This is a genomic window from Geodermatophilus sp. SYSU D00742 (assembly GCF_054049935.1).
Genome location: NZ_JBJGYJ010000025.1, coordinates 1 through 25,888, shown reverse-complemented (window position 1 = coordinate 25,888; position 25,888 = coordinate 1). Strand labels below are relative to the sequence as shown.

Below are 25,888 nucleotides of genomic sequence, written 5' to 3'. Positions count from 1 at the left end.
CGGGCCTCTACCCGGATGCCCCGCACTGGTACTTGAACAATCAACAAACGAGGGGCAGACTGGTGACCAGTCGTCCGAGGGAGCACCCGTCATGCCGGTCCAGCGTCTCAACCACGCCGTCCTCTACGTCCGGGACGTCGCCCGCAGCCACGCCTTCTACCGCGACGTGCTGGGGTTCCGGGCCAAGACGGAGATCCCCGGCGCGGCGGTCTTCCTGCAGGCGGAGGGGTCGTCCAACGACCACGACCTCGGCCTGTTCCAGATCGGCGCGGGCGCCGGTGCCTCGGAGGCCGGCCGGCGCACCGTCGGGCTCTACCACCTGGCGTGGGAGGTCGACACGCTCGCCGAGCTGGCCCGCATCCGCGACGCGCTGCTGCAGGCAGGGGCGCTGGTCGGGATGTCCGACCACGTGACCACCAAGGCCCTCTACGCCCACGACCCGGACGGCCTGGAGTTCGAGGTCTCCTGGCTGCTGCCGGCGGAGGCGATCACCCCGGAGCTCCTGGAGGGCGCGGCCATGACCTCGCCGCTGGACCTCGACCGCGAGATCGCCCGCTACGGCGCCCACACCCGCGGTGGCGTCGGGGTCTCCGTCCCGGCCTGAGGACGTCGGGGAGGATGCCTCCCCGTGGAACCGGTCGAGCTGACCGCCGGTGAGCTGCACCTGCGGTCCTGGCGTGCGGACGACGCCGACGACGTCCTGGTCGCGATGCAGGACCCGCTGCTGCGCCGGTGGAACGCCGTCCCGGCCACCACCCGCGCCGACGTGGTCGCGTTCCTGCGCCGGCGGGCCGACTGGTCCGCCGGCGACCACGCCTCCTGGGCCGTCGTCGACGCCGCGACCGGCGCGCTGCTCGGCTCCCTGTCGCTGCACTCGATCGACCGGGCGCAGGCCGGGGCCTCGGTCGGCTACTGGACGGTGCCCGCGGCCCGCGGGCGTGGGGTGGCGCCTCGCGGGGTGGACGCCGTGTGCCGCTGGGCGTTCGCGGAGCTGGCCGTCGACCGCGTGGAGCTGTGCCACGCCGTCGAGAACGCCGCCTCCGGGCGGGTCGCGGGCAAGGCCGGGTTCACCCTCGAGGGCCGGCTGCGCCGCTCCTACCGCTACGGCGACGGCGTCAGGCACGACGAGCTGCTGTGGAGCCGGCTGTCCGACGACCCGGCCCCCGACCTGGGTCGACCGGCGGCCTGAACGCGCACACGACGCGGACGCCCGACCGGCGAGGGGTTGACACGGCCCGCGGCTGACATCTGAGATGTCAGTTGTGACCCTCGCCCCGGTGGGCCGCGTGCTGCTGCGCGACGTCGCCCTGACCCGCATCCGGGAGGCGATCGTCTCCGGCGATCTCGAGCCCGGCGCGGTGGTCAAGGACGCCGAACTGGCCGGCCGACTGGGCCTGTCGGTCGCCCCGGTGCGGGCAGCCCTCGCCCGCCTGGCCGACGAGGGCCTGGTGGAGTCCAAGCCGCAGAGCCACACCCGGGTCACCCCGCTGCGGGTAGGGGAGGTCCGCGACGCCGCCGTCGTCGTCCGGGCGATGCACGAGCTGGCCACCCGGGAGGCCGCGGCGGCCACGCGCCCGGAGGACCTCGCCGCCATGCGCGCGGCCAACGCCCGGTTCGCCGCCGCGCTCGCCGCCGGGGACGCCGATGCCGCCCTCGCCGCGGACGACGACCTGCACGCCGTCCTGCTCGACCGCTGCGGCAACGGCGCGCTCACCGCGACCGTCGCCCGCCTCGCCCCGGCCGTCCGCCGGCTGGAGCGCCGGCGCTTCGCCACCGCGCACGGGCGGGAGTCCGTCGTCCTGCACGACCGCCTGATCGCCGCCTGCGCGGCCTCCGACGTCGACGCCGCCGTCGCCACCACCACCGAGATCTGGACGGCGCTGCTGTCCGAACTGTCCGAGGAGCCCGACGATGCTGACTGACCACCCCCGCTACCCGCTGCTGTTCGGGCCCTCGCCGGTGCACCGGCTGGACCGGCTGACCGAGCACCTCGGCGGCGCGGCCGTCTGGGCCAAGCGGGAGGACGTGAACTCCGGCATCGCCTTCGGCGGCAACAAGACCCGCAAGCTGGAGTACCTCGTCGCCGACGCGCTGGCCCGGGGCTGCGACACGCTGGTCAGCATCGGCGGGGTGCAGAGCAACCACACCCGGCAGGTCGCCGCCGTCGCCGCGCGGGTCGGGCTCCGGTGCGTCCTCGTGCAGGAGAGCTGGGTCGACTGGCCCGACGCCGTCTACGACAAGGTCGGCAACATCCTGATCAGCCGGCTGGCGGGCGCCGACGTGCGGCTGGTCAAGGCCGGGTTCGGCATCGGGTTCAAGGAGAGCTGGGAGGCCGCGCTCGCCGAGATCGAGGCGCGCGGCGGCAAGCCCTACGCCATCCCGGCCGGGGCGAGCGACCACCCGCTGGGCGGCCTCGGCTTCGCCGGCTGGGCCGAGGAGGTCGCCGCGCAGGAGGCCGAGCTCGGCGTCTTCTTCGACACCGTCGTCGTCTGCTCGGTGACCGGCTCCACCCAGGCCGGCATGGTCGCCGGCTTCGCCAAGCTCGAGGAGGACGGCGCCCGGCCCCGGCGGGTGCTCGGCGTCGACGCGTCGGCCAAGCCGGCCGAGACCCGCGACCAGGTGCTGCGGATCGCCCAGCGCACCGGGCACCTCGTCGGCCTGCGGCGCGAGCTCACGCTGGACGACGTCGAGCTCGACGAGCGCTACCACGCCGGCGTCTACGGCGTCCCCGACGAGACGACGATCCGGGCGATGGAGCTGGCCGCCCGCACCGAGGGCATGGTCACCGACCCGGTCTACGAGGGGAAGTCGATGGCCGCGACGATCGACCTCGTCGGGCGCCGCGAGATCGACCCGTCGTCCACGGTGCTCTACGCCCACCTCGGCGGGCAGCCCGCCATCAACGGCTACAGCGCGCTGTTCTCGTGAGTGCCGGGGTGGGTCCGTGGGCGCGACGCGCACGGACCCACTCCGCTCACCGGCGCCACGCGGGCCGGACCAGGTGCTCCACGGACGGGAGCCGGACCCGGCCGGACGGCGGGGGAGCGGGCTCGTCGTCGGCGCGCCCCGACCAGCTGCGCCGGGCCGACCGCAGGCTCGCGCCGATCAGCCGCCGGAGGACGACGATCGCCGCGGCGGTGACCAGCGCCTGCCAGCTCGGGTCGCCGACGAGCCGCAGCAGCCCGGCGGCGACCAGCAGGTCCAGCAGCACGCCGAGCGCCAGCGGCGGACGCCGGGTCGCCGCCAGGGTGAGGACCCCGGCCACGAGCGCGGCGCCGACGACCAGGGTCGCCGCCGTACCCACGACCGGCTCCAGGGTGCTCACGCCGTCCGCCCCCGCGCCCGGTCCGCCGGGTCGGTGACCTCCCCGCCCTGCTCCCGCTCCTCGGCGACCTGGCGGCGCTCCTCGGCGATCTCCCTGCCGAGGAAGTAGTTCAGCGCCGTCCGGATCGCCGCCACCGCGGCCAGCTGTCCCAGCTCGCGGAAGCTGGGCGCCACCGCCGTCCGCAGGACGTCACTGGCCAGCTGGAACTCCAGGCCCAGCGCCAGGAACCGGCCGAGGGTCAGCCGGACCGGCACGAACGCCGCCGCGCTCCGGTCGCGCAGGCCCACCCACAGGAACCGGGCGAAGGCCCACACCGCGCCGGTGATGATCACGGCTGCCCCGCAGGCCTCCACGACGACGACCAGGACGTTGACGACCTCGGCGAGCAGCTCCTCCACCGGCCCGCCCTACCCACGGCGAGCGGGATCGCACGCCCGGGCGGCGAGCAGGTCACCGGCTCCTCGCGCACCCGCCCGGGTCAGAGCGGGACGGCGAGGCTCTGGCGGTCGAGCGCGTGGCGCAGGTCGGCCCGCCACGGCACGAGCCCGGCGCCGGCCAGGACGACGTCCCGGACGAACGCGTGCCACACCGGCGCCCGCCGCACCATGCTGTGCCCGCCGGCGATGGTGAACCGGGCGATCTGCGCGCCGGCCTCCGACGCCCGGACGGCGAAGTCGGCCGAGAGCGCCGCGGGCACCCAGCGGTCGCCGCGACCGTGCAGGACGGCGACGGTCCGGTCGCGCAGGTGCTCGACCGGCTCGCCCGGCGGCGTCCACGGGGCCAGTGCGCAGACGGCGGCCACCGACGGGTCCCCACCCGCGCGCAGCACCGCCCGGCCGCCCATCGAGTGGCCGACCAGCACCACCGGGACGTCGGCGCCGTGCCGGCCCCGGATCTCCTCCAGGGTCCAGCGGAGGTCGGCGTAGGCGTCGGCCGCCGGGCCGTTCCAGCCGGCCACCCGGTACCGCACGAGGTAGGTGCCCAGCCCGTGCCGCCCACCCGCGGCCCGGACGAACTGCTCGATCGCCCGCATCCGCAGCAGCGACAGCGCCCGCTCGCGCGGTGGTTCGACGCTGGCCACCGTGCCCCCGTGGCAGAAGACCGCCAGCGCCCGGACCGGGCCGGACGCCGGGACGTGCTCCAGGGCCGGGACGTCGCCCGGGGTCACCTCCGGCGGCGCCCGCCGCGGAGGGTGGCGCGGGCGCGGTCGCCGAGGTCCCCGGCCCGCAGCAGCCCGCGGGACAGCCGGGTCGAGCCGGTCCGGCGCTCCAGGGTCTGCCCGGCCCGGCGCAGCAGGCCGGTGGCGAGGGGGACGACGACGGTGAGCAGCAGCCACGTGCGGAGGCGGCGGGTCAGGAACAGCCACATGCCCCCAGACTGCCCCGGACGGCCCCTGCTCAGTCGGGGTCGGGGGAGAGACGGACCACCATCTTCCCGGTGTTGCCGCCGCGCAGCAGGTCGAGGAAGGCCGGCAGCGCGTTCTCGATGCCCTGGTACTCGGTCTCCCGGACGACGAGATCGCCGGAGCGCAGCCATCCCGTGACCGTCCCGGTGAACTCCTCGCGGAGGTCGGTGTGGTCGCCGACGAGGAAGCCGCGGAGGGTCAGCCGCTTGCCCACCATCAGCGACATGTTGCGCGGTCCGGGCGGCGGCTCCACCGCGTTGTAGCCGGAGATCGACCCGCACAGCGCCGCCCGCCCGTGCACCCGCAGCGCGCCGATCGCCGCCTCCAGGTGCTCGCCGCCGACGTTGTCGAAGAAGACGTCGATGCCGTCCGGCGCGGCCGCGGCCAGCCCCTCGGCCACCCCGGAGTGGTAGTCGAAGGCGGCGGTGAAGCCCAGCTCGCCGGTCACCCAGGCGACCTTCTCCGGGCTGCCGGCGCTGCCGACCACCGCCCCGGCACCGCGCAGGCGGGCGAACTGCCCGACCAGGCTGCCGACGGCGCCCGCGGCCCCCGAGACGAAGACGTCGTCGCCGGGGGTGAACCCGGCCACCCGGAACAGCCCGGTGTACGCGGTCAGCCCAGGCATCCCCAGCACGCCGAGGAACCACGACGGCGGCACGTCGGTCAGCGAGGGGAGCCGGCGCACGGCACCGGCGTCCAGGACGGCGACCTCCCGCCAGGCCGCGTCGGTGAGCACGAGCGCCCCCTCGGGCAGCTCCGGCGCGCGGGAGGCGACCACCCGGCCGACGGCGCCGCCCTTCATCACCTCGCCCACCTCCCAGGGCGGGGCGTAGGACGGCCCCGACCGCATCCGCCCCCGCATGTACGGGTCCACCGACATCGCCACCATGCGGACGACGACCTGCCCCTCGGCCGGGTCGGGCACCGGCACCTCGACCAGCCGGAAGTCCTCCGGCGTCGGCTCGCCGTGCGGGCGGGCGGCCAGGTGCCACTCCCGGGTGGTCGTGCTCACGGACCCTCCTGCGCGGTCGACGACGTGGTCCGCCCGATCCTGCCCCTGCCGCGCCGGCCCCGCCGGTCGATGGTGCACAACCGACCGTTGATCCGCGGGCCTACGCTCGGAGCATGCTGTTCTCCCGGGCCAAGACCCAGCCGGTGTCCCCCGACGACGCCCTCCCCGGGCGTCCGGACCCCCTTCCGCACGTCCCCGAGCTGCACGCGGTCAACGGCAACCGCATCCAGCCGCCGTTCCCCGAGGGCCTGCAGACCGCCGTCTTCGGTGCCGGCTGCTTCTGGGGCGTGGAGAAGGTCTTCTGGCAGACGCCGGGGGTCTACTCGACCGCCGCCGGGTACGCCGGCGGCTACACGCCGAACCCCACCTACGAGGAGGTCTGCTCGGCGCGGACCGGCCACGCCGAGGTCGTCCTGGTCGTCTTCGACCCCGCGGTCATCTCCTACGAACAGCTGCTCAAGGTGTTCTGGGAGGACCACGACCCGACGCAGGGCATGCGCCAGGGCAACGACATCGGCACGCAGTACCGCTCGGCGGTCTACCACGCGACCCCGGAGCAGGAGGCCGCCGCGCTGGCCAGCCGGGAGGCGTTCCAGGAGCGCCTGACCGCCGCCGGCTACGGCGAGATCACCACCGAGATCGCCCCGCTCGGCGAGTTCTACTACGCCGAGGACTACCACCAGCAGTACCTGCACAAGGTGCCCAACGGGTACTGCCCGATCCACTCGACCGGCGTCTCCTGCCCCGTCGGCCTGCCCGGCCTGTGACCACGGGGGCCGAGACGGCCCTCTCAGGCCCCCGGGAGGACGTGCTCGCGCGGCTGCGGCGGGAGCCGGACGTCGAGGCGTCGGACCTGGTCGCCGTCGACGCCACCGACCGGCTGCTGCTCGACCAGGCGGCCGCGGCGATCGCGGCCGCCGGGCCGGGCGGGGTCGCGGTCGTCGACGACTCCTACGGCGCGCTCGCCCTCGGCGCGGCGGTGGCCGGCGCCCGCGACGTCCGGGTCACCCAGGACCTGCTCGTCGGCGAGCTGGCGCTGGCCCGCAACGCCGAGCGCACCGGCCTGACCGGTTCCTACCGCTGCCTGCCGCTCGGCCCGGAGGTGTTCGCCGGCGCCCGCCTGGTGCTGGCCAAGGCGCCCCGGTCGCTGGACGCGCTGCGCGAGATCGCCGAGCTGGCGTCCGGCGCCGCCCCGGACGCCACCCTCCTCGTGGGCGGGCGGGTCAAGCACATGACCCACGGGATGAACGACGTCCTGCGCGCCTGCTTCACCGACGTCTCGGCCACCCTGGCGCGGCAGAAGTCGCGCCTGCTCGTGGCGCGCGGGCCGCGGGCCGGCGTCCGGCCGTCCTTCCCCCGCCGCCAGCTGCACGCCGACCTCGGCCTGACCGTCTGCGCGCACGGCGCGGCGTTCGCCGGCACGCGGGTCGACGTCGGGACCCGGGCGCTGCTGGCCACGCTGGACCGCATGGCCCCCGACGCCGCGACCGCCCTGGACCTGGGCTGCGGCACCGGCGTCCTCGCCACCGCCCTGGCCCGCGCCCGGCCCGGGCTGGCCGTCACCGCGAGCGACCAGTCGGCGGCCGCGGTCGCCTCCGCGCTGGCCACGGCCGAGGCGAACGGGGTGGCCGGCCGGGTGCGGGTGACCCGGGACGACGCGGCGTCCACCGTCGCCGACGCGAGCGTCGACCTCGTCGTCTGCAACCCGCCGTTCCACGTGGGGGCGGCGGTCGTGACCGGCGCCGCCGACCGGTTGTTCGCCGCGGCCGGCCGGGTGCTGCGCCCCGGCGGGGAGCTGTGGACCGTCTACAACAACCAGCTGCCGCACCGGAGCGCGCTGCGGCGGCTGGTCGGGCCCACGCGGGTGGCGGCGTCCGACCGCCGGTTCACCGTCACCGTCTCCACCCGCCGCTGAGGCAGGGGCGGAGGCCTCTGTCCGGGTCCCCGGCCCCCGGGCCAGGCTGCGGGGGCATGACGACGACCGAGACGCCGCCCGCGGGCACCGCCGCCGCACTCGCCGAACGCCTCGTCGCCGGGGTGACCGCCACCCTCGAGCTCGCCGCCGTCGACCTCGGCGCCGGGCTGGGCTGGTACCGCGCCCTGGCCGACGCCCCCGCCACGGCCCCCGAGCTCGCCGACCGCACCGGCACCGACGCCCGGTACGCCCGCGAGTGGCTCGAGCAGCAGGCGGTGGCCGGCATCCTCGTCGTCGACGACGTCCGGACCGAGCCCGACGCGCGGCGCTACACGCTCCCGGCGGAGTACCGCGGCGTGCTGGTCGACGAGCTCGACCTCTCCTACATGCCCCCGTTCGCCCGCGTGGCCCTGGCGTTCGCGCGCAACGTGCCGCGGTTGCGGGAGGTCTACCGCACCGGTGCGGGCCTGAGCTGGGCGGAGATGGGCCCCGACGCGCGCGAGGCGCAGGGTGACGCCAACCGCCCCTACTTCCTCGGGCCGATGGCCACCGAGGACCTGCCGCGGGTGCCCGGGGTGGACGGCGCCCTGCGGGCGGGCGGCCGGGTCGCCGACGTCGGGTGCGGCATGGGCTGGTCGGCGATCGGGATGGCCCGGGCGTACCCGCAGGCCCGCGTCGACGGCTTCGACATCGACGAGCCCTCCGTCGAGCAGGCGCGACGCAACGCCGAGCAGGCCGGGGTGGCCGACCGGGTGCGGTTCACCACCGTCGACGCGGGCTCGGCCGGCGGCGAGGCGGGCGCGTTCGACCTGGTGACGGCGTTCGAGTGCATCCACGACATGCCCGACCCCGTCTCTGTCCTCGGCGCGATGCGGCGCATGGTCGCGCCCGGCGGCACCGTGCTGGTGGTCGACGAGCGGGTGGCCGAGCACTTCACCGCGCCCGGGGACGAGACCGAGCGGCTGATGTACGGCTACAGCCTCACCTGCTGTCTGCCCGACGGGCTCTCCACGCGGCCGTCTGCGAGCACCGGCACGGTCATGCGACCGGCCACGCTGGAGGCGTACGCCCGGGAGGCGGGCTTCGCCGGGGTGGAGGTCCTGCCGATCGACAACGACTTCTTCCGGTTCTACCGGCTGACGGTGTGAGCCCGGTCGCATTCCGGAACCGGAAAGTCCATGAAGATCGGAGCAGTTCTGCTGTAGTCACCCCACCTCCGTGCCGATCGAGGTGCCAACGGTGCGCACCTCCGCGCCGATCGCCCGCGACGCAGGAGTGCCTCATGGCGCGCAACCTCTGGTCGGACCGTCCCCTCGGCGTGAAGCTCGCCGCCCTCGTCGCCGCCGGGGCCGTCGTCCTCGCGGTCTTCGCCGTCCTGGCCGTGCAGGCCCTGCGCGGGACGGGGGAGCGCACCGACGTGCTGCTGGTCGCCACCCGCGCCACCGCCGCCGCCCTGGAGGCGGACATGATGCACGACGCCGTCCGGGGCGACGTCCTCCAGGCGCTGCTCGACGGACCCGGCGACGGCGCGGCGGCGGCGGACCTCGCCGACCACGACGCGACCTTCCGCGAGGTGCTGGCCGCGGTGTCCGGTGCCGGCCTGGACGCCGAGGTGGGCGCGGCCGTGGCGGAGGTGACCCCCGCGGTCGAGGCCTACCTCGCCACCGCCGACCGCATCGTCACCCTCGCCGCGACCGACCCGGCCGCCGCCCGGGCCGCCTACCCCGCGTTCGCGGAGGCCTTCGCCGTCCTCGAGGAGGAGCTGCCCGCCGTCGGGGCCGCCGTCGACGAGGAGGCCGCGGCCGCCGCGACGGCGAGCGCCGCCCAGCGGGGGACGGCGATCACGCTGTCGGTGCTCGTCGCCGTCGGCGGGGTGCTGGTGCTGGCCGCGCTGGGCTGGGTCGTGACGCGGTCGGTCGTCGGCCCGCTGCGCCGGGTCGGTGCGGTCCTGGAGGCCCTGGCCGAGGGCGACCTGCGCGGCGTCACGGGCGTGACCAGCCGCGACGAGGTCGGCCGGATGGCCACGGCCCTGGAGACCTCGCTGGGTGGCCTGCGGGAGGTGGTGGCCACCATCGGCGACACCACCACGACGCTGGCCTCGGCGACCGAGGAGCTCGCCGCGACCGCGCTGGACATGACCCGGCTGGCCGACGAGTCGGCGGTGCAGAGCGAGGTGGTCGCGGAGGCGGCCGGCCAGGTGTCGCGCAACGTGCAGACCGTGGCCGCGGGCTCGGAGGAGATGGGCGCCTCCATCGGGGAGATCGCCCGCAACGCCGGCGAGGTGGCCCGCGTGGCCACCCAGGCGGTCGTCGTCGCCGACACGACCACCGCGACCGTCGCCAAGCTCGGGGAGTCCTCGCGGGAGATCGCCGGCGTGGTCCAGGTGATCACGGCCATCGCCGAGCAGACCAACCTGCTGGCGCTCAACGCGACCATCGAGGCCGCGCGGGCGGGCGAGGCCGGCAAGGGCTTCGCCGTCGTCGCCAACGAGGTCAAGGAGCTGGCGCAGGAGACCGCCAAGGCCACGCACACCATCACCGCGCGGGTCGAGGCGATCCAGGCCGACACCGGCGGCGCGGTGCGGGCCATCGGGGAGATCGGCCGGATCATCGGGCTGATCAACGACTCGCAGGGCACGATCGCCGCCGCCGTCGAGGAGCAGACGGCGACCACGACGGAGATGAACCGCAACGTCGCCGAGGCGGCGCTGTCAGCCGGTCAGATCGCCGAGAACATCACCGCGGTGGCCGGGGCCGCCGGCGCCACGACCCGCGCGATGACCGACGCCCGGACGGCGATGGACGAGGTCGCCCGCATGGCGTCGGCGCTCAGCTCGGCGGTGGGCCGCTTCCGGTACTGAGCGGCCGCCCCCTGGGCCGCGGCGGGGGACGACGGGCAGGCTGACCCCATGACGACGCCGCGCTCCCTGCCCCCCGCCGTCCGCCGGCTCCTGCCCTGGCTGCTGGGCTGGTGGGCCCTGCAGGGCACGGTCGCGCTCACCGGCCGGCTGGTGGCCCGCCGCAAGGACGAGGGCGACGAGAGCACCGCCGGCATCCGGCGGGTCGTCGCGGTGGGCGGCGTGCAGCTGCGGCCGGTCAACCCGGAGCTGTCGCGGGTGCGCTTCGACCTGGTCATGGGCGGCGCGGAGCTGGACCTCACCGCGCTGCCACGGGTGCCCGGGGGGATCGACCTCACCGCGCGGGTGCTGATGGGCGGTGTGGGCGTGCGGGTGCCGGCCGGCTGGCGGGTGTGGTGGGCCTTCCGCGGCGTGGGCGGCATCGGGGTCGACGAGGCTGCCGACGTCACCCGGACCGAGGACGAGCGCGGCGCCGACCTGCGCATCCACGCCGACGTGCTCTTCGGCGGCGTGGGCGTGCAGGGTCCGCAGGGCTGACGCTCAGCCCGGCGTCCCCGGCCAGGCCGCCTCGGCGGTCGGGACGTCGTCGCGCAGGACGGTGCCCTCGATGAGGCCGTAGGGCCGGTCCTCGGCGCGGTAGACGACGTCGGGGTTGTCCAGGCCGAACGCCGAGAGGTCCTGGAGGAAGTGGTGGCGGTTCGGCATCGACAGCCGCACCTCGGCGACCTCGGGGAACCGTTGCAACACCGCCTCACCCATCGCGTACAGCGTCTGCTGCAGCGCGAGGGAGTGGGTGGCGGCGAAGGTCTCCAGCAGCACCGCGCGCACCCCGGCGAACACGGCGTCGAAGTCCGGGTCGGTGGTCGTGTACCGCCAGCGGGCGGTGACGGCGGTGGCGAGGATGCGGTCGCGCGTCTCGGCCAGGGTCGTGTAGCGGTCGCGCGGGAAGCCCCGGAACTCCGAGCCGGTGGTCTTGAGGACGACGAGGTCGCGCAGACCGGCGAGCACGTGCGTGTCGTCGCCGTCCACGGTCACCACCGCCGTCCGGACCTCGCCGCCGTCGCGGCGGAAGGCGTGCTCGTGCGGCCGGCCGCCGACGCTGATCCGGCTCCAGCCGTGCGACTGGACCTCGACGCGGGCCCCGGTGACCCACGGGTACGCGCCGGCGAGGTGCCGGGCCAGCCGCAGGCCGAAGGACTCGATCGCCCCGACACCGTCGCGGGCGAAGGCGAAGACGGTGTTCTTCTGGCTGTCGGTCGGCAGCACGTGGGCGTTGTCGCCGGCCGTGTGCGCCGCGGTGAAGTCGCCGCGCAGCGCGGTGCTGACGGTGAGGTCGGCCAGGGTGTGCTCCGGGCGGCTGCGGTCGACGGCGACCACGCGCACCTCCGCCTTGCCGTACTGGTTCGGCCCCAGCCGGATCACCATGCGCGACACCGTCGCACAGGGCGGACCCCGTCCGGCCCGCTGGCGAGCCCGCGCCGCGCCCCCGGTCGGGGCCGGCTCCCGACGGCCGTCACGAGCCGCGGTAGGTCGAGTAGGCGAACGGGGCCAGCAGGAGCGGCACGTGGTGGTGCTCGCCCGGCTCGCGGACGTCGAAGGTGAGCACCACCTCCGGGTAGAAGGCCTCCCGCCCCTGCTCGGCGAACCAGGGCCCGGTCGCGAACACCAGCCGGTGGGTGCCCAGCGCCGTCGCGCCGTCCACCAGCCGGCAGCGGCCGTCGGTGTCGGTGACCCCCTCGGCGAGCAGCACCTCGCCGGCGGACAGCCGGACGGGGATACCCATGGCCGGCCGGCCCAGCACCGCGTCCAGGACGTGCGTGCTGACGCTCATCCCACGAGCTCCCGCACCCGCAGCGCCGTGATCTGCGCCAGCTGCTCGGTGACCTCCGCCCGCTCGGCCTCCTCGTCGGCGTCCAGCCGGCGGCGCAGCTCGGCCAGCACCTCCTCCGGGGCCCGGCCCGCCGCCCGGATGAGGAAGAGGTGGCCGAAGCGCTCCTCGTAGCGGCGGTTGCCGTCGGCGAGGGCGGCCCGCGTCGCGTCGTCCGCGCCGCCCACCGCGCCCTGCTCCCGGCGCGAGGCCGCCGCCTCGGGTGAGGAGCCCTCCGGCCGCTCGCCGATCCGCGGGTGGGCGGCCACCGCCAGCGCCACCTCGTCCCACGGCAGCCCGCGGGCGACCGCCTCGGCGCGGGCCACCAGGGCGTCGACGTCCGGGTAGGGCCGGCCGGCGACCACCTCGGCGGCGAACCGCGGCGCGGCGTTGCAGGCGCGCAGCTGCTGGACGGCGCGGTCGGCGGGCTCGGCGTTGAAGTCGTCGAGGGCTCCCATGGAGGGAGGATGCCAGCGCCGGCGGCGGCGTGGCAGGGTCGGCCGATGGGGTTGGACGACGCCGTCTACGCGGAGCTGGACCGCCGCCTCGCGCCGGTGGACGCCGCGCGGTCGGCCGCCTACCCGGGCGAGCGGGCCGGGCGCCGGCCGGTGCACACCTGCTACGTGCCGGCCGACGCGGTGACGCCCGGCCTCCCCGCCGCGTGGGGGACGGCGGCCCTCGCCGCCCTCGACGAGCACGGGCTGCCCGACCTGGGGGTGGACGACGGCCTCGTGGCGCAGGTGCTCCCACGGGTGCGGGCCAAGCTGGCGCGCGAGCCGGTCGAGGACCTGCGGGTGGACGCCGAGGACGGCTACCGCGGCGCCCCGGACGCCGAGGACGACGACGTGCGGCGGGCGGCCGGGACGGTGGCCGCCGACCTGGCGGCCGGCAGCGGCCCGCCGGCGGTCGGCATCCGGGCGAAGTCCCTCGAGGAGGCCACCCGGCACCGTGGCGTCCGCACCCTCGACCTGTTCCTCGGCGCCCTGGCCGGCCCCCTCCGGGGCACCGTCCCGCACTCGCGAGGGGAGGGGAGGAGGGGGTCCGTCCCCCGCTGCACCGTCACCCTCCCCAAGGTCACCGCCGTCGAGCAGGTGCGGGCGTTCCTGCCGGTGCTCGACGCGCTCGAGGCCGCGCACGGCGTCCCGCTCGACCTCGAGCTGCAGGTGGAGACCCCGCAGGCGGTGATCGGCGCCGACGGCTCGGTCACCGCGGCGGTGCTGGTGCACGCGGCCGGGCGCCGGCTGACCGGTCTGCACTTCGGCACCTACGACTACACCGCGGCCCTCGACGTCGCCGCGGGACACCAGGCCTCCGACCACCCCGCCGCGGACTTCGCCAAGCAGGTGGTCCAGGTGGCCGTCGCCGGTACCGGGGCCCGCGCCGTCGACGGCTCCACCAACGTGCTGCCCGTGGGCTCCCGGGAGCAGGTGCACGCGGCCTGGCGGCGGCACGCCGGGCTGGTTCGCCGGGCGCTGGAGCGTGGCCTGTACCAGGGCTGGGACCTGCACCCCGCCCAGCTGGTCACCCGGTACGCCGTCACCTACGCCTTCTTCCGGGCCGCGCTGCCCGACGCCGCCGCCCGGCTGGTCGCCTTCCTGGAGCGGGGCGACGGCGGCGTGCTCGACGAGCCGGCCACCGCCCGCGCCCTCGCCACGGTGCTGCTGCGCGGGCTGGACTGCGGTGCCCTGGACGGGGAGGAGGTCCGGGCCGCCACCGGGGTGGAGCGCGCCGTGCTGGACGGACTCGCCGGGCGTCCAGCCGCCCTGCCCCGCGGGGGCGGGGGGGCCACCGCGCCGCCTACGATCGCCCCGTGAGCGCACGGTGACCGAGCACCTGCCCGGTCGGTCGCTGTTCGCCGGTGGCGGCGAGGTCGGCCGTGCGATGGCGGGGCGGGAGTGGGCCCGGACGCCGCTGGGGCCGCCGGACGGCTGGCCCCGGGAGCTCCGCAACGTCGTCCGGATCATGCTGACGTCCCGCTTCCCGATGTGGGCGGCCTGGGGTCCGGACCTCACGTTCTTCTACAACGACGCCTACCGCCGCGACACGCTGCAGACCAAGCACCCGTGGGCGCTGGGACGGCCGGCCTCCGAGGTGTGGGCGGAGATCTGGCACGACATCGGGCCGCGGGTGCGGTCGGTCCTCGACACCGGCGTCGCCACGTGGGACGAGGACCTGCTGCTCTTCCTGGAGCGCAGCGGGTACCCCGAGGAGACGTACCACACGTTCTCCTACAGCCCGCTCGGCGACGACCACGGCCACGCCCAGGGCATGCTCTGCGTGGTCACCGAGAACACCGAGCGGGTGGTCGGTGAGCGCCGTGTGGCCGCCCTCCGCGACCTCGCCGCGGCCGTCGCGACCACCCGTACCCGGGCCGACGTGCTCTCCGCGGTGTGCGAGCAGCTCGGGCAGGACCTCGCCGACCTGCCGTTCAGCCTCACCTACCTGTTCGACGCGACCGGCACCGCCCGGCTCGGCTGCGCGACCGGCATCGACCCCGGCTCGGCGGCGGCGCCGGAGGTCATCGCTCCCGGGGACGACGTCTGGCCGCTGGACCGCGTGCTGGCCGGCGAGCACGTGCTGGTCGAGGACCTCGAGGACCGCTTCCCCGGCCTGCCCACCGGCGCGTGGCGGCGCCCGCCGGCGCAGGCGGTCGCCGTGCCGATCGCCTCCTCGGCCCACGAGGAGGGCCCGGTCTCCGGTTTCCTCGTCGTCGGGCTCAACCCGCACCGCCGCTACGACGACCGCTACCGCGGGTTCATCGAGCTCGTCGGCAACCAGATCGCATCCGGCCTGCTCAACGCCGGCAGCTACGAGGCCGAGCGCAGCCGTGCCGAGGCCCTCGCCGAGCTCGACCGCGCGAAGACCGACTTCTTCAGCAACGTCAGCCACGAGTTCCGCACCCCGCTCACGCTCATCGCCGGGCCGATCGCCGAGCTGCGGGGCATCCCCGCCGCCCAGGCCGACCCCCGGGTCCGCGAGGAGCTCGAGGTCATCGAGCGCAACGCCCTCCGCCTGGGGAGGCTGGTCAACACCCTCCTCGACTTCTCCCGCATCCAGGCCGGCCGCATCGACGCCCGCTTCGAGCCGGTCGACCTCGCGGCCACGACCGCCGAGCTGGCCAGCGTCTTCCGCTCGGCGGTCACCCGCGCCGGGCTGGACTTCACCGTCGACTGCGCGTCCCTGGACGAACCGGTGCACGTCGACCGGGACATGTGGGAGAAGGTCGTCCTCAACCTGCTCTCCAACGCGCTGAAGTTCACCTTCACCGGCGGCATCACCGTGCGGCTGCGGCGGGACGGCGGGGTCGCGCGGCTCACCGTCAGCGACACCGGCACCGGCATCCCGGCCGCGGAGCAGGCCCGCCTGTTCGAGCGCTTCCACCGGGTGGCCGACGCCCGCGGGCGTTCCGGCGAGGGGAGCGGCATCGGCCTGGCCATGGTGCGCGAGCTGGTCGGGCTGCACGGCGGCAGCATCGACGTCGACAGCACCCCCGGCGTCGGGACGACGTTCACCGTCACGCTGCCGTTCGGCAGCGCGCACCTGCCCGGCGACCAGCTGGGCGAGCCCACCAGCGAGGCTCCCGCGGTGTCGCCGGCCGCGGCGCCGTTCGTGACCGAGGCCCTGCGCTGGCTGCCCGGCGGGGACGGCGTGCCGGCGGAGGTCGTCCCGCCCTCCGGAGCCGCGGCGGGCCGGGTGCTGGTCGCCGACGACAACGCGGACATGCGCGCCTACGTGGTGCGGCTGCTGGCCCCGCGCTACGCCGTCCGGGCGGTCGCCGACGGCCGGCGGGCCCTCGAGGCCGCCCTCGCCGACCCACCGGACCTCGTCGTCAGCGACGTGATGATGCCGGAGATGGACGGCGTCGAGCTGCTCGCCGCCCTGCGCGCCGACGCCCGGACCGCGCGGATCCCGGTGGTGCTGCTGTCGGCGCGCGCCGGCGAGGAGGCCGCGGTCGAGGGGCTGGCCGCCGGCGCCGACGACTACCTGGTCAAGCCGTTCTCCACGCAGGAACTGGTCGCCCGCGTCGACGCCCACCTGCACCTGGGTCGCGCCCGCCGGGCCGCCGAGGAGCGGTTCACCGCGATCGCCGACCTGGCGCCGGCGCTCATCTGGGTCACCGACGCCGAGGGGCGGCGGGTCTTCGTCAACCGGGGCTGGACCCAGTTCACCGGCCGCCCGGCCGGCGAGGAGCTCGGCGAGGGCTGGACCGACGGGCTGCACCCGGGGGACCGCGACCGGTACGCGGCCGTCGTCGCCGCCGCGTGCGACCGGCGGGAGGGCTGGGAGGTCGAGTTCCGGCTGCGACGGGCCGACGGCGCCTACCACTGGCTGCTGGAGCGGGCGGCGCCCCTCGGCACCGGCGAGACCCCGGCCGGCCACGTCGGCAGCTGCACCGACGTCAACGCCCGCATCCGCGAGACCGAGCGGCAGACGCTGCTCGCCGAGGTCGGTGCCGCCCTGGACCGGGAGAGCACCGTCGGCGGACAGCTGGGTGCGCTGGCCCGGCTGGTGGTGGACAGCCGCCTGGCCGACCTGTGCACGGTGCGGCTGGTGGGCGAGGACGGTCGCCTGCACTGGACCGGCATCGCCGGCATGGACGGGCAGACCGAGGCCGCGCTGGCCGGCCTGGATCCCGACGTCGGGGTGGGGCCGGCGGTGGTGCGGAGCGGACGTGCGGTCGTGCACGCCACACTGGCCGGGGCGACCGACCTCGGCGAGGACCACCCGGCGCTGGCGGCGCCGCTGGCGGTCGCCTCCGTGCTCGCCCTGCCGCTGACGGTGCGCGGGCGCGTGCTGGCCGTCCTGGCGCTGGGCCGCCGGGCCGACGCGCCCGCCTACACCGACGACGACCGCGTCCTGGCCGAGGAGATCGCCACCCGCGCCGCCCTCGCCGTCGACAACACGGTGCTCCTGTCCGACGAGCGCGCCGCCGCACACCGGCTGGCCCTGCTGCACCGCGCCACCGCGGAGCTGTCGGCCGCGACGACGCCCGTGGAGGTGGCCACCGCGGCCGCCGGACACCTGCGGGCGCTCACCGGTCCCGAGAGCCGGGTCGCCGTCTACGAGCTCGACGCCTCGCACCGCGGGCTGTCGGCGCTGGCGATCGACGGCGGCAGCGAGGAGGGCCGCCGCCTGTGGAGCACCCTGCCGCTGTCGACCCCGCTGGTCGCCACCGCCGCGGTCACCGAGCGCCGCTCCATCTGGATCGAGGACATCGCCGCCGAGCCGCCGGCGGAACGCCCGCTGCCGCCGGAGCTCGCCGAGGCTCTGACGGCCTACGGGCTGGCCGCGAACGTGGGCATCCCGCTGGTCGTGGCCGGCCGGGTGGTGGGTGTCCTCGCCGTCGCCTGGCCCACCGTGCAGCGCTTCTCCGCCGCCGACCGCGCCATGCTCCTGGCCGTCGCCGAGCAGTGCGCCCAGGCCCTCGACCGCGCGCGGCTGTTCCGCGCCGAGCGGAGCATCGCCGAGACGCTGCAGCTGAGCCTGCTCCCGGCCCAGCTGCCGCCGCTGGACAGGCTGGCGCTGGCCGCCCACTACCTGCCCGGTGCGGAGGGCGCGCAGGCCGGCGGTGACTGGTACGACGTCGTCGAGCTCCCGGACGACCGCGTGGCGATCGCCGTCGGCGACGTCGTCGGCCAGGGGCCGGCCGCGGCGGCCGTGATGGGGCAGCTGCGCAGCGCGCTCTCGACGGCGCTGCTCCAGGGCTGCCCCCCCGCCGAGGCGCTGGAGCTGCTCGACCGCTTCGCCGCCCGCCTGCCCGGCGCGCTGGCGTCCACCGCCGCCTGCCTCGTGGTCGACGCGGCCGCCGGGACGGTGCGGTGGGCGCGGGCCGGCCACCCGCCGCCGCTGCTGGTCGCCCCCGGCGGCAGCCGGTTCCTGGACGACGCCGGCTCCGGCGCGGTGCTGGGCGCCCCCGGTCGCCCGCCCTACCGGGAGGGCACCACCACGGTTCCCCCCGGCGCGACGCTGCTGCTCTACACCGACGGGCTCGTCGAGCGGCGCGGCGAGGTGCTCGACGACGGGCTCGACCGCGTCTGCGCCGCGGCCACCCGGCACGCCGCCGCCGATCCCGTGCGGCTCACCACCGGCCTGCTGGCCGACGTTCTCGCCGACACCGAGCAGCCCGACGACGTCGCGGTCATCGCGGCCCGTGTCCTGCCGGCCCCGCTGGCCGCACGGCTGCCGGCCGATCCGGCCCGGCTGTCCGCCGTCCGGCGGGCCGTGGCCGCGTGGACGGCGGCGGCCGGCGTGCCCGAGGAGACCGCCGAGGACCTGCAGCTGGCCCTGGGGGAGGCGCTGGCCAACGCCGTCGAGCACGCCTACGCCTCCGCGCCCGACGGCACGGGGGAGTGCTCCTACGAGCTCGTGCGGGAGGCCGGTGGCGGGCTCCGGGTGGAGGTGCGTGACAACGGCGTCTGGCGCCCCCCGCCCGCGGACAGGGGCTTCCGGGGTCGCGGACTCGACCTCATCCACGCCCTGGGCACCGACGTGGAACTCGGTCGCGGTCCGGGCGGCACCGGCACGACCGTCCGGTTCCGGGTGCCCGCGGTCACCGGGGACGCGGTCCCGGCCGCGCCGCGGCGGCACCGCCCGGCCACGGACGGCGGGGCCCCGGCGCGCCTGGTGGTCCACGACGGCACCGGGGTGGTGCGCCTGGAGGTCCTCGGGGAGCTGGACCTCGCCAGCGCGGGACCGGTGCGGGACGAGCTGCTGCGGCACGTGGACCGGCTGCCCCCGGGGTCGTCGGCGGTGCTGGACCTCGGGCCGACGAGCTATCTCGCCAGCGCGGGTGTCGGCATGGTGCTGGAGGCCCTCGCCCGTGCGGGTGAGGCCGGGGTCGCCCTCCGCGTGCAGACACGGCAGGGCACGCCCCCGGCGCGCATACTCGCCCTGGCCGGTGTCGACTCCGCGGCCGGAGAGGCCGTGGCCCCGTCCCCGTGACGACGCGCACGCTCTCCTGGACGGAGATCGGCGTTGCGTGTACCAGGATGTCGGAGCTGTGGGCCGGGACGACCCGGCGGGAAGAGGACGGGGACCGTGGACCAGGAGGCGGACGGGCGGACCGCGCTGCGCACCGACCGCGTCCCCTCCGAGCGCCGGTTGCGGCACGGTGTCGCGACCGTGGACGGCTCCGCGGAGCTGCTCGAGGTGGCCGTCCCGTTCGTCGAGGAGGGCCTGCGGGTCGGGGACCTCGTCGCCATCGCCTGCCCGCCGGAGACCGGCACGCTGGTCTGCGACGCGCTCGGTGAGCTGGGCGCGGGGCTGCGCAACGACCCCGGCCTGACCCTCCTCGGCGCCCGGGCCCCGGACGCCGCGGGCCAGGTCCGCCGGTACGCCGAGCGGGCGGCGGCGCACCCGTCCGGGCGTCTGCGGGTCCTCTCCGAGGTGGACTTCGGGGACCATCCCGCGGGCTGGCGCGAGGGTCAGCGGTTCGAGTCGGCGAGCAACCGGTTCCTGCACGACAGCGCCGTCACCGCCCTGTGCCTCTACGACCGGCAGCGGCTGCCCGCCCCGGTGGTCGACAGCGCCCCGGCCACCCATCCCGAGGTGGTCCGCGCCGGGTCGTGGGCGGCCAGCCCGGCCTTCCAGGACCCCGAGCGCTACCTCCGGCGCCTGCCTCCGCCGCACGAGCCGGTCGAGGACACCGTCCCGGTGCTCGCCGTCGACGACGCCCCCACCCTCGCCGGGCTGCGCCACCAGCTCGGCGCTGTCCTCACCGCGCTCGTGCCGGACGAGGAGGAGCGGGAGGACCTCCACCTGGCCACCAGCGAGGTCGCCGCCAACGCATTCCGGCACGGCCGGCGGCCGGTCTCGGCCCGGGTCTGGTGCGACGGTCGCCGCCTCGTGTGCGCCATCACCGACGCCGGGAACCGCTTCGACGACCCGCTGGCCGGCTTCCGGCCCGCCCACGGCGACGACCTCAGCCGCGGCGGCATGGGCCTGTGGCTGGCCCGCAAGCTGTGGGACAGCGTCGACCTGCTGCCGGGCCCCGCGGGCCTCACCGTCCGGCTCGCCACCCGACTGCACTGAGGGTGCTCCGGTCTTGACGCCGGGATACCTCACTGCTGAGGTACCGGTGTGATCGTGGTGACGGCAGCGGGCGGCCAGACCGGCACCGCCGTCGTCCGCGCCCTGCGGGAGCGCGGCGAGCAGGTCCGGGCGGTGGTCTCCCGCCGCCGGCCGCGTCCCGAGCTCGACGGTCTCGGCGCCGAGGTGGTCGTCGCCGAGCTCACCCAGCCGCTGCCGTGGTCCGACGTGCTCGCGGGGGCCGACGCGTTCTACCTGATCTGGCCCAACTTCGACCCCGACGAGGCCGAGGGGGCGCAGGCGCTGTTCGGCCAGGCGCGGCGCGCCGGCGTCGGCCGGGTCGTCTACCACTCGGTGCTGCGGCCGCAGGCGCGGACGATGCCGCACCACGCCGCCAAGGACCGCGCCGAGCAGGCGCTGGACACCTCCGGCCTGGCCTGGCGCGTGCTGCAGCCGTGCGCCTACGCGCAGAACCTCGACGAGCAGGTGGCCGCGGCGGCGCACACCGGGCGGCTGCGCAGCACCTGGGGGCTGCGCACCGGGCAGTCGCTGCTCGACCTCGCCGACGTCGCCCAGGCCGCCGCCGTGCTGCTCACCGAGGACGGCCTCGACGGCGGGACGTTCGAGGCGGCCGGGCCCGAGGCCCTGACCGCGCCACGGCTCGCCGAGCTCGTCGGCGAGCGGCTCGGGCGCGAGGTGGTCGCGGAGGACGTCGTCCCCCGGGGGCCCGTGCCCGACTCCTACGCCGGCCGCTGCCGGCGGCTGATGTTCGACCACTACCGGGCGCACGGCTTCGCCGGCAGCCCGAGGGTGCTGACCGCGCTGCTCGGCCGCCCGCCGCGCAGCTACGCCGACCACCTCGCCGACGTGGCCCTGCCGGCATGAGCACGCACGGGCGCCCCGCGGAGGACGCCGTCGACCTGATCCTCACCCAGTGGGCCCGTGAGCGCCCCGATCTCGACTGCACGCCGATGGGCGTGATCGGCCGCATCACCCAGCTTCAGCGGGAGGTCTTCCTCGCCCAGCGCGCCACGTTCGCGCGGCACGGCCTCGACGCGCCGTCCTTCGACGTGCTGGCCGCCCTCCGCCGCGCCGGGGCGCCCTACCAGCTGACGCCGACCGCGCTCATGCGCACGGCGCTGGTCACCTCCGGGGCGATCACCCAGCGGCTGGACCGGCTGGAGGAGAAGGGCCTGATCACCCGGGAGCGCAGCGAGGCCGACGGGCGCGCCGTCGTCGTCACGCTCACCGACGCGGGCCGCGCCGCGCTGGACGCCGCCCTCCCCGACCACCTGGAGACCGAGCGGCGGCTGCTCGAGGGGCTCTCCGGCGACGACCGTGACCAACTCGCCGACCTGCTGCGGCGCCTCCTGGTCGCCCTCGGCCGGACGCCGCAGCGACCCTGACGTCAGATCCCGGGTACGTCGCGGGGCTGCAGGTCCGCGCGCACCCGCACGTAGCGCAGCGGGTGGCGGAAGACGCCGGCCTGCAGCGCGGCGTCCGCGCTGACCTCGACGACGACGTCGGGCTGCACCCGGGTGAGGGGCACCGACAGCCGGCCACCACCGAAGCGGCCGGTGCCGATCCGGTCCGGCCAGGGGTGGTCCTCGCCGGCCGGGCGCAGGACGGCGGCCAGCTCGGCGGCGTGCGCGGGCGACAGCGGGCTGGTGCGCCCCACCACGACCAGCTCGCCGTCCCGGTAGCGGCCGGCCACCAGCTGGCTGGGCCGCTCCAGCGGGCCGATGACGCCGCCGGCGAGCACCTCGGTGGTCTCCCACGACTTGACCTTCACCCACTCGCGGCGGCCGGGGGCGTAGCGGGTGCCGGCACCCTTGGCGACCAGCCCCTCGACGCCGGCGGCGCGCCAGTCGGTCGACCACTGCCGGGCCTCGGCGGGGTCGGTGGTGGCGGGGGAGAGCTGCATCGGCGGCGACCAGCGCGCGGCCAGCTCCTCCAGCGCGGCCCGGCGCTCGCGCAGCCGGCGGGCCCGCAGGTCGGCGCCGCCGAGTGCGAGCAGGTCGAAGGCGACGTAGGAGGCCGGGGCGGTGGCGACGAGGGCGGCGATGCGCCCGGGCGGGGTCACCATCCGGCGCTGCAGCAGCCCGAAGTCCAGCCGGGTGCCGTTCCACACGACGACCTCGCCGTCCACGACCGTGCCGGGCGGCACCTGGGCGACGGCGGCGGCGACGACGTCCGGGAAGCGGTCGCTGAGGTCGCGGCCCTGCTTGGACCACACCCGGGTGGTGCTGCCGGTGCGGACGACGACCAGCCGGTAGCCGTCCCACTTGGGCTCGTAGAGGACGCCGCCGGGCAGCGCGTCGGCCCGCGGGAGTTCCCGCACCGGCTTGGCCAGCTCCACCGCGACCGGCCCGGCCAGCTCGGGGGGGACGTCGGGCAACCCCGGGACGGACAGCGGCACGTCGGCCAGCCTGGGCCGTCGCCGTTCCCCGCGCAGGCCGCTGAGCTGCCGCTTCACCCGTTCGTGGCAGGTCGCCACGCTCCGCGAGTGATCCGGCGGGCGGCACGTCGTCCCTGGCCGGGTCAAGTCCCGATCCGGTAACGGACCGGGGGATCAGCCCCGCTCGGCCGCCAGACGCTCGGCGAGGGAACCGGCGAAGTCCTCCGCGACGGCGAGCTCGGCGCGCAGCGCGTCCACCCGCACCCGCGCGGCCTCGTGGAACATCCGCAGCCGGTCGAGCAGCTGGTCGCGGTCGGGGTGGCCGGGGCTCCGCGCGGCGGACAGGTCGGCGAGCACGGTGAGCAGCTCGCGCATCTCCTCCAGGGAGAACCCGAGCGGCTTCATCCGCTTGACCACCTCGAGGCGGGCCACGTCCTCGGCGCTGTAGAGCCGGAACCCGCCCTCGCTGCGGCTGGTGGGCACGACGAGCCCGCTCTCCTCGTAGAAGCGGATGGTGCGCAGGCTCAGGCCTGTGCGCTCGGCGACCTGGCCGATCTGCAGCAGCCCCGTGCGGGCGGGCATCAGTGCGCCCCGGACAGCTGGCCGGTGTGCCGCTCGTACCGGCTGGCGGAGTTCTCGTTGAGCCCGACGATCTCGACCCGCTTGCCCCGGCTCGCGTACTTGTGGGTGATCGCGTCGAGGGCGGCCACGGTGGAGGCGTCCCAGACGTGGGCGCCGGAGAGGTCGACGACCACCGCATCGGGGTCGTCGGCGTAGTGGAACTGCGTGTAGAGGTCGTTGCTCGACGCGAAGAAGAGCGCCCCGTCCACCGAGTACCGGACGCTGCCGTCCTCCTCGACGGCGCGGGTGACGTCGACGAGGTGCGAGACGCGCTGGGCGAAGAGCACGCAGGCGACCAGGACGCCGACGCCGACGCCGATGGCGAGGTTGTGGGTCACGAGGGTGACGGCGACGGTCGCCAGCATCACCGCCGTCTCGCTCTTGGGCATCCGGTGGATCGTGCGCAGGCTGTGCCAGTCGAAGGTCGCGATCGACACGAAGACCATGACGGCGACGAGCGCGGCCATCGGGATGACGCTCACGATGTCGCCCAGGGCCACGACGAGGACCAGCAGGAAGGCGCCGGCGAGGAAGGTCGACAGCCGGGTGCGGGCGCCGGACTTCACGTTGATCATCGTCTGGCCGATCATGGCGCAGCCCCCCATGCCGCCGAAGAAGCCGGTGACGACGTTGGCCACGCCCTGGCCCCAGGACTCGCGGGTCTTGTCGGAGTGGGTGTCGGTGATGTCGTCGACCAGCTTCGCGGTCATCAGCGACTCCATGAGCCCGACGAAGGCGACGCCGAGGGCGTACGGGGTGATGATCCCGAGCGTCTCGAGGGTGGACGGCACCTCGGGGAACAGGAGGAACGGCAGGCTGTCGGGGAGGTCCCCCTCACCGCCGACGTCGGGCAGGTCCCAGCCGGCGGCCACCGCCAGGGTCGTCAGCACGACGATCGCGACCAGTGGTGGGGGAACCGCCGTGGTGATGCGGGGCAGCAGGAAGATGATCGCCAGCCCGGCGGCCACCATGGGGTAGACGAGCCACGGCACGTCGACCAGCTGCGGGAACTGGGCGGTGAAGATCAGGATGGCCAGGGCGTTGACGAAGCCCACCATGACGCTGCGCGGGATGAACCGCATCAGCCGAGCGACCCCGGCCGCGGCGAGCAGGATCTGGAAGACGCCGCCGAGGATGACGGCGGCGAAGAGGTACTGGACGCCGTACTCCAGCGCCAGGGGGGCCACGACCAGGGCGATGGCACCCGTCGCGGCGCTGATCATCGCCGGCCGGCCGCCGGTGAACGCGATGACGACGGCCATCGTGAACGAGGCGAACAGCCCCACCCGGGGGTCGACCCCGGCCAGGATGGAGAAGCTGATCGCCTCGGGGATGAGTGCCAGCGCCACGACGAGGCCGGCCAGCACCTCGGTGCGGGCGACCGTCGGCGACAGCCAGGCGGGGCGGGTCAGGCGTGGGGTGCGCAGGGAGCTCATGCCACCGATCTCGGGTCGTGCACCATCCACCGGCCGAGGCCGGGACAGAACAGGGAGCGGGCGTGCCCGGCGCGGGTGCCCGGGACACGGAGTCGCCGTCCAGTGTGCACGACACTCGACCCTCACGTGAGAGGAGGGTCTGGGTCCTCCGTCACGCCGAGGCGCCCCCCGCGCGCGTCGACTCGGGGTCCGAGGAGCACGCGGGCGCCCTCGCCCCGCCGCTCCGCGGGCGCCTCGCCGCGTCCAGTGGGGTGCCCGGGGTCCACCCCTCGAGAGGCGGCCGGGGGCGACCACCGGTGTGACCATGGAGGGGATGACCGAGCGCAAGCCGACCGGGATGTCGTTCGAGACCTGGGTGGAGTCGCAGATCAGCCGTGGCCTCGCCCAGGGCGCCTTCGAGGGGCTCGCCGGTGCCGGGAAGCCGCTGCCCCGCCGGGACCGGGACGAGACCGCCTACGACTGGGCGGTCGAGAAGGCGCGCCGCGAGGGCGTGGACACCGGTGCGATGCTGCCGCCCGGGCTGGCGCTGCGGAAGGAGCGGGACGACCTGCCGTCGCGGGTCGCGGGCATGGAGTCGGAGGACGCCGTCCGCGCCGTGGCCGAGGACTACAACGCCCGGGTGCAGGCCTTCTGGCGTCGTCCGCAGGAGAGCAGGTGGGCTCCGGTGCCGGGGCTGGCCGACGTGGACGCGCTGGTCGAGCAGTGGCGGGCCACGCGGCCGCCGCCGGCGCCGCCGGTGCCACCGGCGCCACCGCCGCCCGCGGGGCGCCGGCGGCGGTGGTGGCGGCGCCGGGAGCGCTGACCGGCCACGGTCCGCGACATGCGGTCCGTCCCGAGGTGGACCCGGACGCCGGCGCCGTGGCAGCGAGCGCCGGGTCGAGGGTCCCGGCCGGATCCTGCGGTTCCGGGGCGGGTCGGGGCCGACCGACCCGCGGGGGCCGGCCGGGGGCCCCGCCCCCCGGCGGGGGCGGGGAGTCCCGCGCCCGGTCCCCCGCGACGAAAACCAAGTCGGGGGGGCTCACCC

At 76.3% G+C, this 25,888-nt stretch carries 26 protein-coding genes; 15 read left to right on the top strand and 11 right to left on the bottom strand.

The window, feature by feature from the left end; translation table 11 throughout:
- Positions 1–91 precede the first annotated feature (91 nt).
- The 4 genes from ACI78V_RS16515 (at position 92) to ACI78V_RS16500 (ending at position 2,928) form a co-directional block, all read left to right on the top strand.
- On the top strand, positions 92–604 hold the full coding sequence (locus ACI78V_RS16515) for a VOC family protein (RefSeq protein WP_456852629.1): 513 nt from the start codon (positions 92–94) through the stop codon (positions 602–604).
- A gap of 24 nt (positions 605–628) precedes the next feature.
- A complete protein-coding gene (locus tag ACI78V_RS16510) occupies positions 629–1,189 on the top strand; it encodes a GNAT family N-acetyltransferase (protein WP_456852627.1) in 561 nt (186 codons plus the stop codon).
- Between the two features lie 88 nt (positions 1,190–1,277).
- Positions 1,278–1,922: a GntR family transcriptional regulator gene (locus tag ACI78V_RS16505; RefSeq protein WP_456852625.1), complete on the top strand. Its 645-nt coding sequence runs from the start codon at positions 1,278–1,280 to the stop codon at positions 1,920–1,922.
- Positions 1,912–2,928, top strand: coding sequence for a 1-aminocyclopropane-1-carboxylate deaminase (locus tag ACI78V_RS16500; protein WP_456852623.1), 1,017 nt, complete (start codon positions 1,912–1,914; stop codon positions 2,926–2,928). The genes ACI78V_RS16505 and ACI78V_RS16500 overlap by 11 nt, the downstream gene beginning before the upstream one ends.
- Positions 2,929–2,974: 46 nt before the next feature.
- Here the strand turns inward: ACI78V_RS16500 and ACI78V_RS16495 are convergent, their stop codons facing one another.
- From ACI78V_RS16495 to ACI78V_RS16475, 5 genes are all read right to left on the bottom strand, one after another.
- Positions 2,975–3,325, bottom strand: coding sequence for a hypothetical protein (locus ACI78V_RS16495; RefSeq protein WP_456852621.1), 351 nt, complete (start codon positions 3,323–3,325; stop codon positions 2,975–2,977).
- Entirely contained in the window at positions 3,322–3,723 is a 402-nt protein-coding gene (locus tag ACI78V_RS16490; RefSeq protein ID WP_456852619.1) for a DUF1622 domain-containing protein, read from the bottom strand. Before ACI78V_RS16490 ends, ACI78V_RS16495 begins: the two co-directional genes overlap by 4 nt.
- An 80-nt stretch (positions 3,724–3,803) precedes the next feature.
- Entirely contained in the window at positions 3,804–4,493 is a 690-nt protein-coding gene (locus ACI78V_RS16485) for an alpha/beta hydrolase (protein ID WP_456852617.1), read from the bottom strand.
- Positions 4,490–4,693: a hypothetical protein gene (locus ACI78V_RS16480; RefSeq protein ID WP_456852615.1), complete on the bottom strand. Its 204-nt coding sequence runs from the start codon at positions 4,691–4,693 to the stop codon at positions 4,490–4,492. The genes ACI78V_RS16485 and ACI78V_RS16480 overlap by 4 nt, the downstream gene beginning before the upstream one ends.
- A 29-nt stretch (positions 4,694–4,722) precedes the next feature.
- Complete coding sequence (locus ACI78V_RS16475) at positions 4,723–5,742, bottom strand: NADP-dependent oxidoreductase (RefSeq protein ID WP_456852613.1); 1,020 nt, start codon at positions 5,740–5,742, stop codon at positions 4,723–4,725.
- 113 nt (positions 5,743–5,855) lie between these two features.
- Here ACI78V_RS16475 and msrA point away from each other — a divergent pair, with 113 nt between their 5' ends.
- From msrA to ACI78V_RS16450, 5 genes are all read left to right on the top strand, one after another.
- Positions 5,856–6,509, top strand: coding sequence for a peptide-methionine (S)-S-oxide reductase MsrA (msrA, locus tag ACI78V_RS16470; protein ID WP_456852611.1), 654 nt, complete (start codon positions 5,856–5,858; stop codon positions 6,507–6,509).
- 41 nt (positions 6,510–6,550) lie between these two features.
- Positions 6,551–7,657 carry a class I SAM-dependent methyltransferase gene (locus ACI78V_RS16465; RefSeq protein WP_456852609.1) on the top strand — a complete coding sequence of 369 codons (1,107 nt, stop codon included), beginning with the start codon at positions 6,551–6,553 and terminating at the stop codon, positions 7,655–7,657.
- Between the two features lie 56 nt (positions 7,658–7,713).
- Positions 7,714–8,805 (top strand): class I SAM-dependent methyltransferase, encoded by a 1,092-nt coding sequence (locus ACI78V_RS16460; protein WP_456852607.1) that lies wholly within the window; start codon positions 7,714–7,716, stop codon positions 8,803–8,805.
- A 134-nt stretch (positions 8,806–8,939) separates the two neighbouring features.
- Entirely contained in the window at positions 8,940–10,517 is a 1,578-nt protein-coding gene (locus tag ACI78V_RS16455; protein WP_456852605.1) for a methyl-accepting chemotaxis protein, read from the top strand.
- Between the two features lie 48 nt (positions 10,518–10,565).
- On the top strand, positions 10,566–11,051 hold the full coding sequence (locus ACI78V_RS16450) for a hypothetical protein (protein ID WP_456852603.1): 486 nt from the start codon (positions 10,566–10,568) through the stop codon (positions 11,049–11,051).
- Between the two features lie 3 nt (positions 11,052–11,054).
- Here ACI78V_RS16450 and pucL read toward each other — a convergent pair whose 3' ends face one another.
- The 3 genes from pucL to uraD all read right to left on the bottom strand — a co-directional run bounded on the left by pucL (position 11,055) and on the right by uraD (position 12,839).
- Complete coding sequence (pucL, locus tag ACI78V_RS16445; RefSeq protein WP_456852601.1) at positions 11,055–11,939, bottom strand: factor-independent urate hydroxylase; 885 nt, start codon at positions 11,937–11,939, stop codon at positions 11,055–11,057.
- Positions 11,940–12,027: 88 nt separating this feature from the next.
- Positions 12,028–12,345, bottom strand: coding sequence for a hydroxyisourate hydrolase (gene uraH / locus ACI78V_RS16440; protein WP_456852599.1), 318 nt, complete (start codon positions 12,343–12,345; stop codon positions 12,028–12,030).
- Entirely contained in the window at positions 12,342–12,839 is a 498-nt protein-coding gene (gene uraD, locus ACI78V_RS16435; protein ID WP_456852597.1) for a 2-oxo-4-hydroxy-4-carboxy-5-ureidoimidazoline decarboxylase, read from the bottom strand. Before uraD ends, uraH begins: the two co-directional genes overlap by 4 nt.
- A 45-nt stretch (positions 12,840–12,884) precedes the next feature.
- Here uraD and ACI78V_RS16430 point away from each other — a divergent pair, with 45 nt between their 5' ends.
- From ACI78V_RS16430 to ACI78V_RS16410, 5 genes are all read left to right on the top strand, one after another.
- Positions 12,885–14,195, top strand: a complete 1,311-nt coding sequence (locus tag ACI78V_RS16430; RefSeq protein WP_456852595.1) for a DUF6986 family protein — start codon at positions 12,885–12,887, stop codon at positions 14,193–14,195.
- A 7-nt stretch (positions 14,196–14,202) separates the two neighbouring features.
- Positions 14,203–19,323 (top strand): SpoIIE family protein phosphatase, encoded by a 5,121-nt coding sequence (locus ACI78V_RS16425; RefSeq protein WP_456852593.1) that lies wholly within the window; start codon positions 14,203–14,205, stop codon positions 19,321–19,323.
- Between the two features lie 96 nt (positions 19,324–19,419).
- Positions 19,420–20,412 carry an anti-sigma factor RsbA family regulatory protein gene (locus tag ACI78V_RS16420; protein ID WP_456852591.1) on the top strand — a complete coding sequence of 331 codons (993 nt, stop codon included), beginning with the start codon at positions 19,420–19,422 and terminating at the stop codon, positions 20,410–20,412.
- 54 nt (positions 20,413–20,466) lie between these two features.
- Complete coding sequence (locus ACI78V_RS16415) at positions 20,467–21,294, top strand: SDR family oxidoreductase (protein WP_456852589.1); 828 nt, start codon at positions 20,467–20,469, stop codon at positions 21,292–21,294.
- Positions 21,291–21,815: a MarR family winged helix-turn-helix transcriptional regulator gene (locus ACI78V_RS16410; protein ID WP_456852587.1), complete on the top strand. Its 525-nt coding sequence runs from the start codon at positions 21,291–21,293 to the stop codon at positions 21,813–21,815. Before ACI78V_RS16415 ends, ACI78V_RS16410 begins: the two co-directional genes overlap by 4 nt.
- 2 nt (positions 21,816–21,817) lie before the next feature.
- On the opposite strand, the gene ACI78V_RS16405 is transcribed toward ACI78V_RS16410, so the two are convergent.
- The 3 genes from ACI78V_RS16405 to ACI78V_RS16395 form a co-directional block, all read right to left on the bottom strand.
- The gene (locus ACI78V_RS16405; protein WP_456852585.1) at positions 21,818–22,906 is read right to left on the bottom strand and encodes an ATP-dependent DNA ligase; all 1,089 of its coding nucleotides are present in this window, start codon (positions 22,904–22,906) and stop codon (positions 21,818–21,820) included.
- Between the two features lie 75 nt (positions 22,907–22,981).
- The gene (locus tag ACI78V_RS16400) at positions 22,982–23,389 is read right to left on the bottom strand and encodes a MerR family transcriptional regulator (protein ID WP_456852583.1); all 408 of its coding nucleotides are present in this window, start codon (positions 23,387–23,389) and stop codon (positions 22,982–22,984) included.
- The gene (locus ACI78V_RS16395) at positions 23,389–24,864 is read right to left on the bottom strand and encodes a SulP family inorganic anion transporter (RefSeq protein WP_456852581.1); all 1,476 of its coding nucleotides are present in this window, start codon (positions 24,862–24,864) and stop codon (positions 23,389–23,391) included. Before ACI78V_RS16395 ends, ACI78V_RS16400 begins: the two co-directional genes overlap by 1 nt.
- Positions 24,865–25,177: 313 nt before the next feature.
- Between ACI78V_RS16395 and ACI78V_RS16390 the strand changes: the two genes are divergently transcribed.
- Positions 25,178–25,666 (top strand): DnaJ family domain-containing protein, encoded by a 489-nt coding sequence (locus tag ACI78V_RS16390; protein WP_456852579.1) that lies wholly within the window; start codon positions 25,178–25,180, stop codon positions 25,664–25,666.
- The last annotated feature ends 222 nt before the right edge of the window (positions 25,667–25,888 follow it).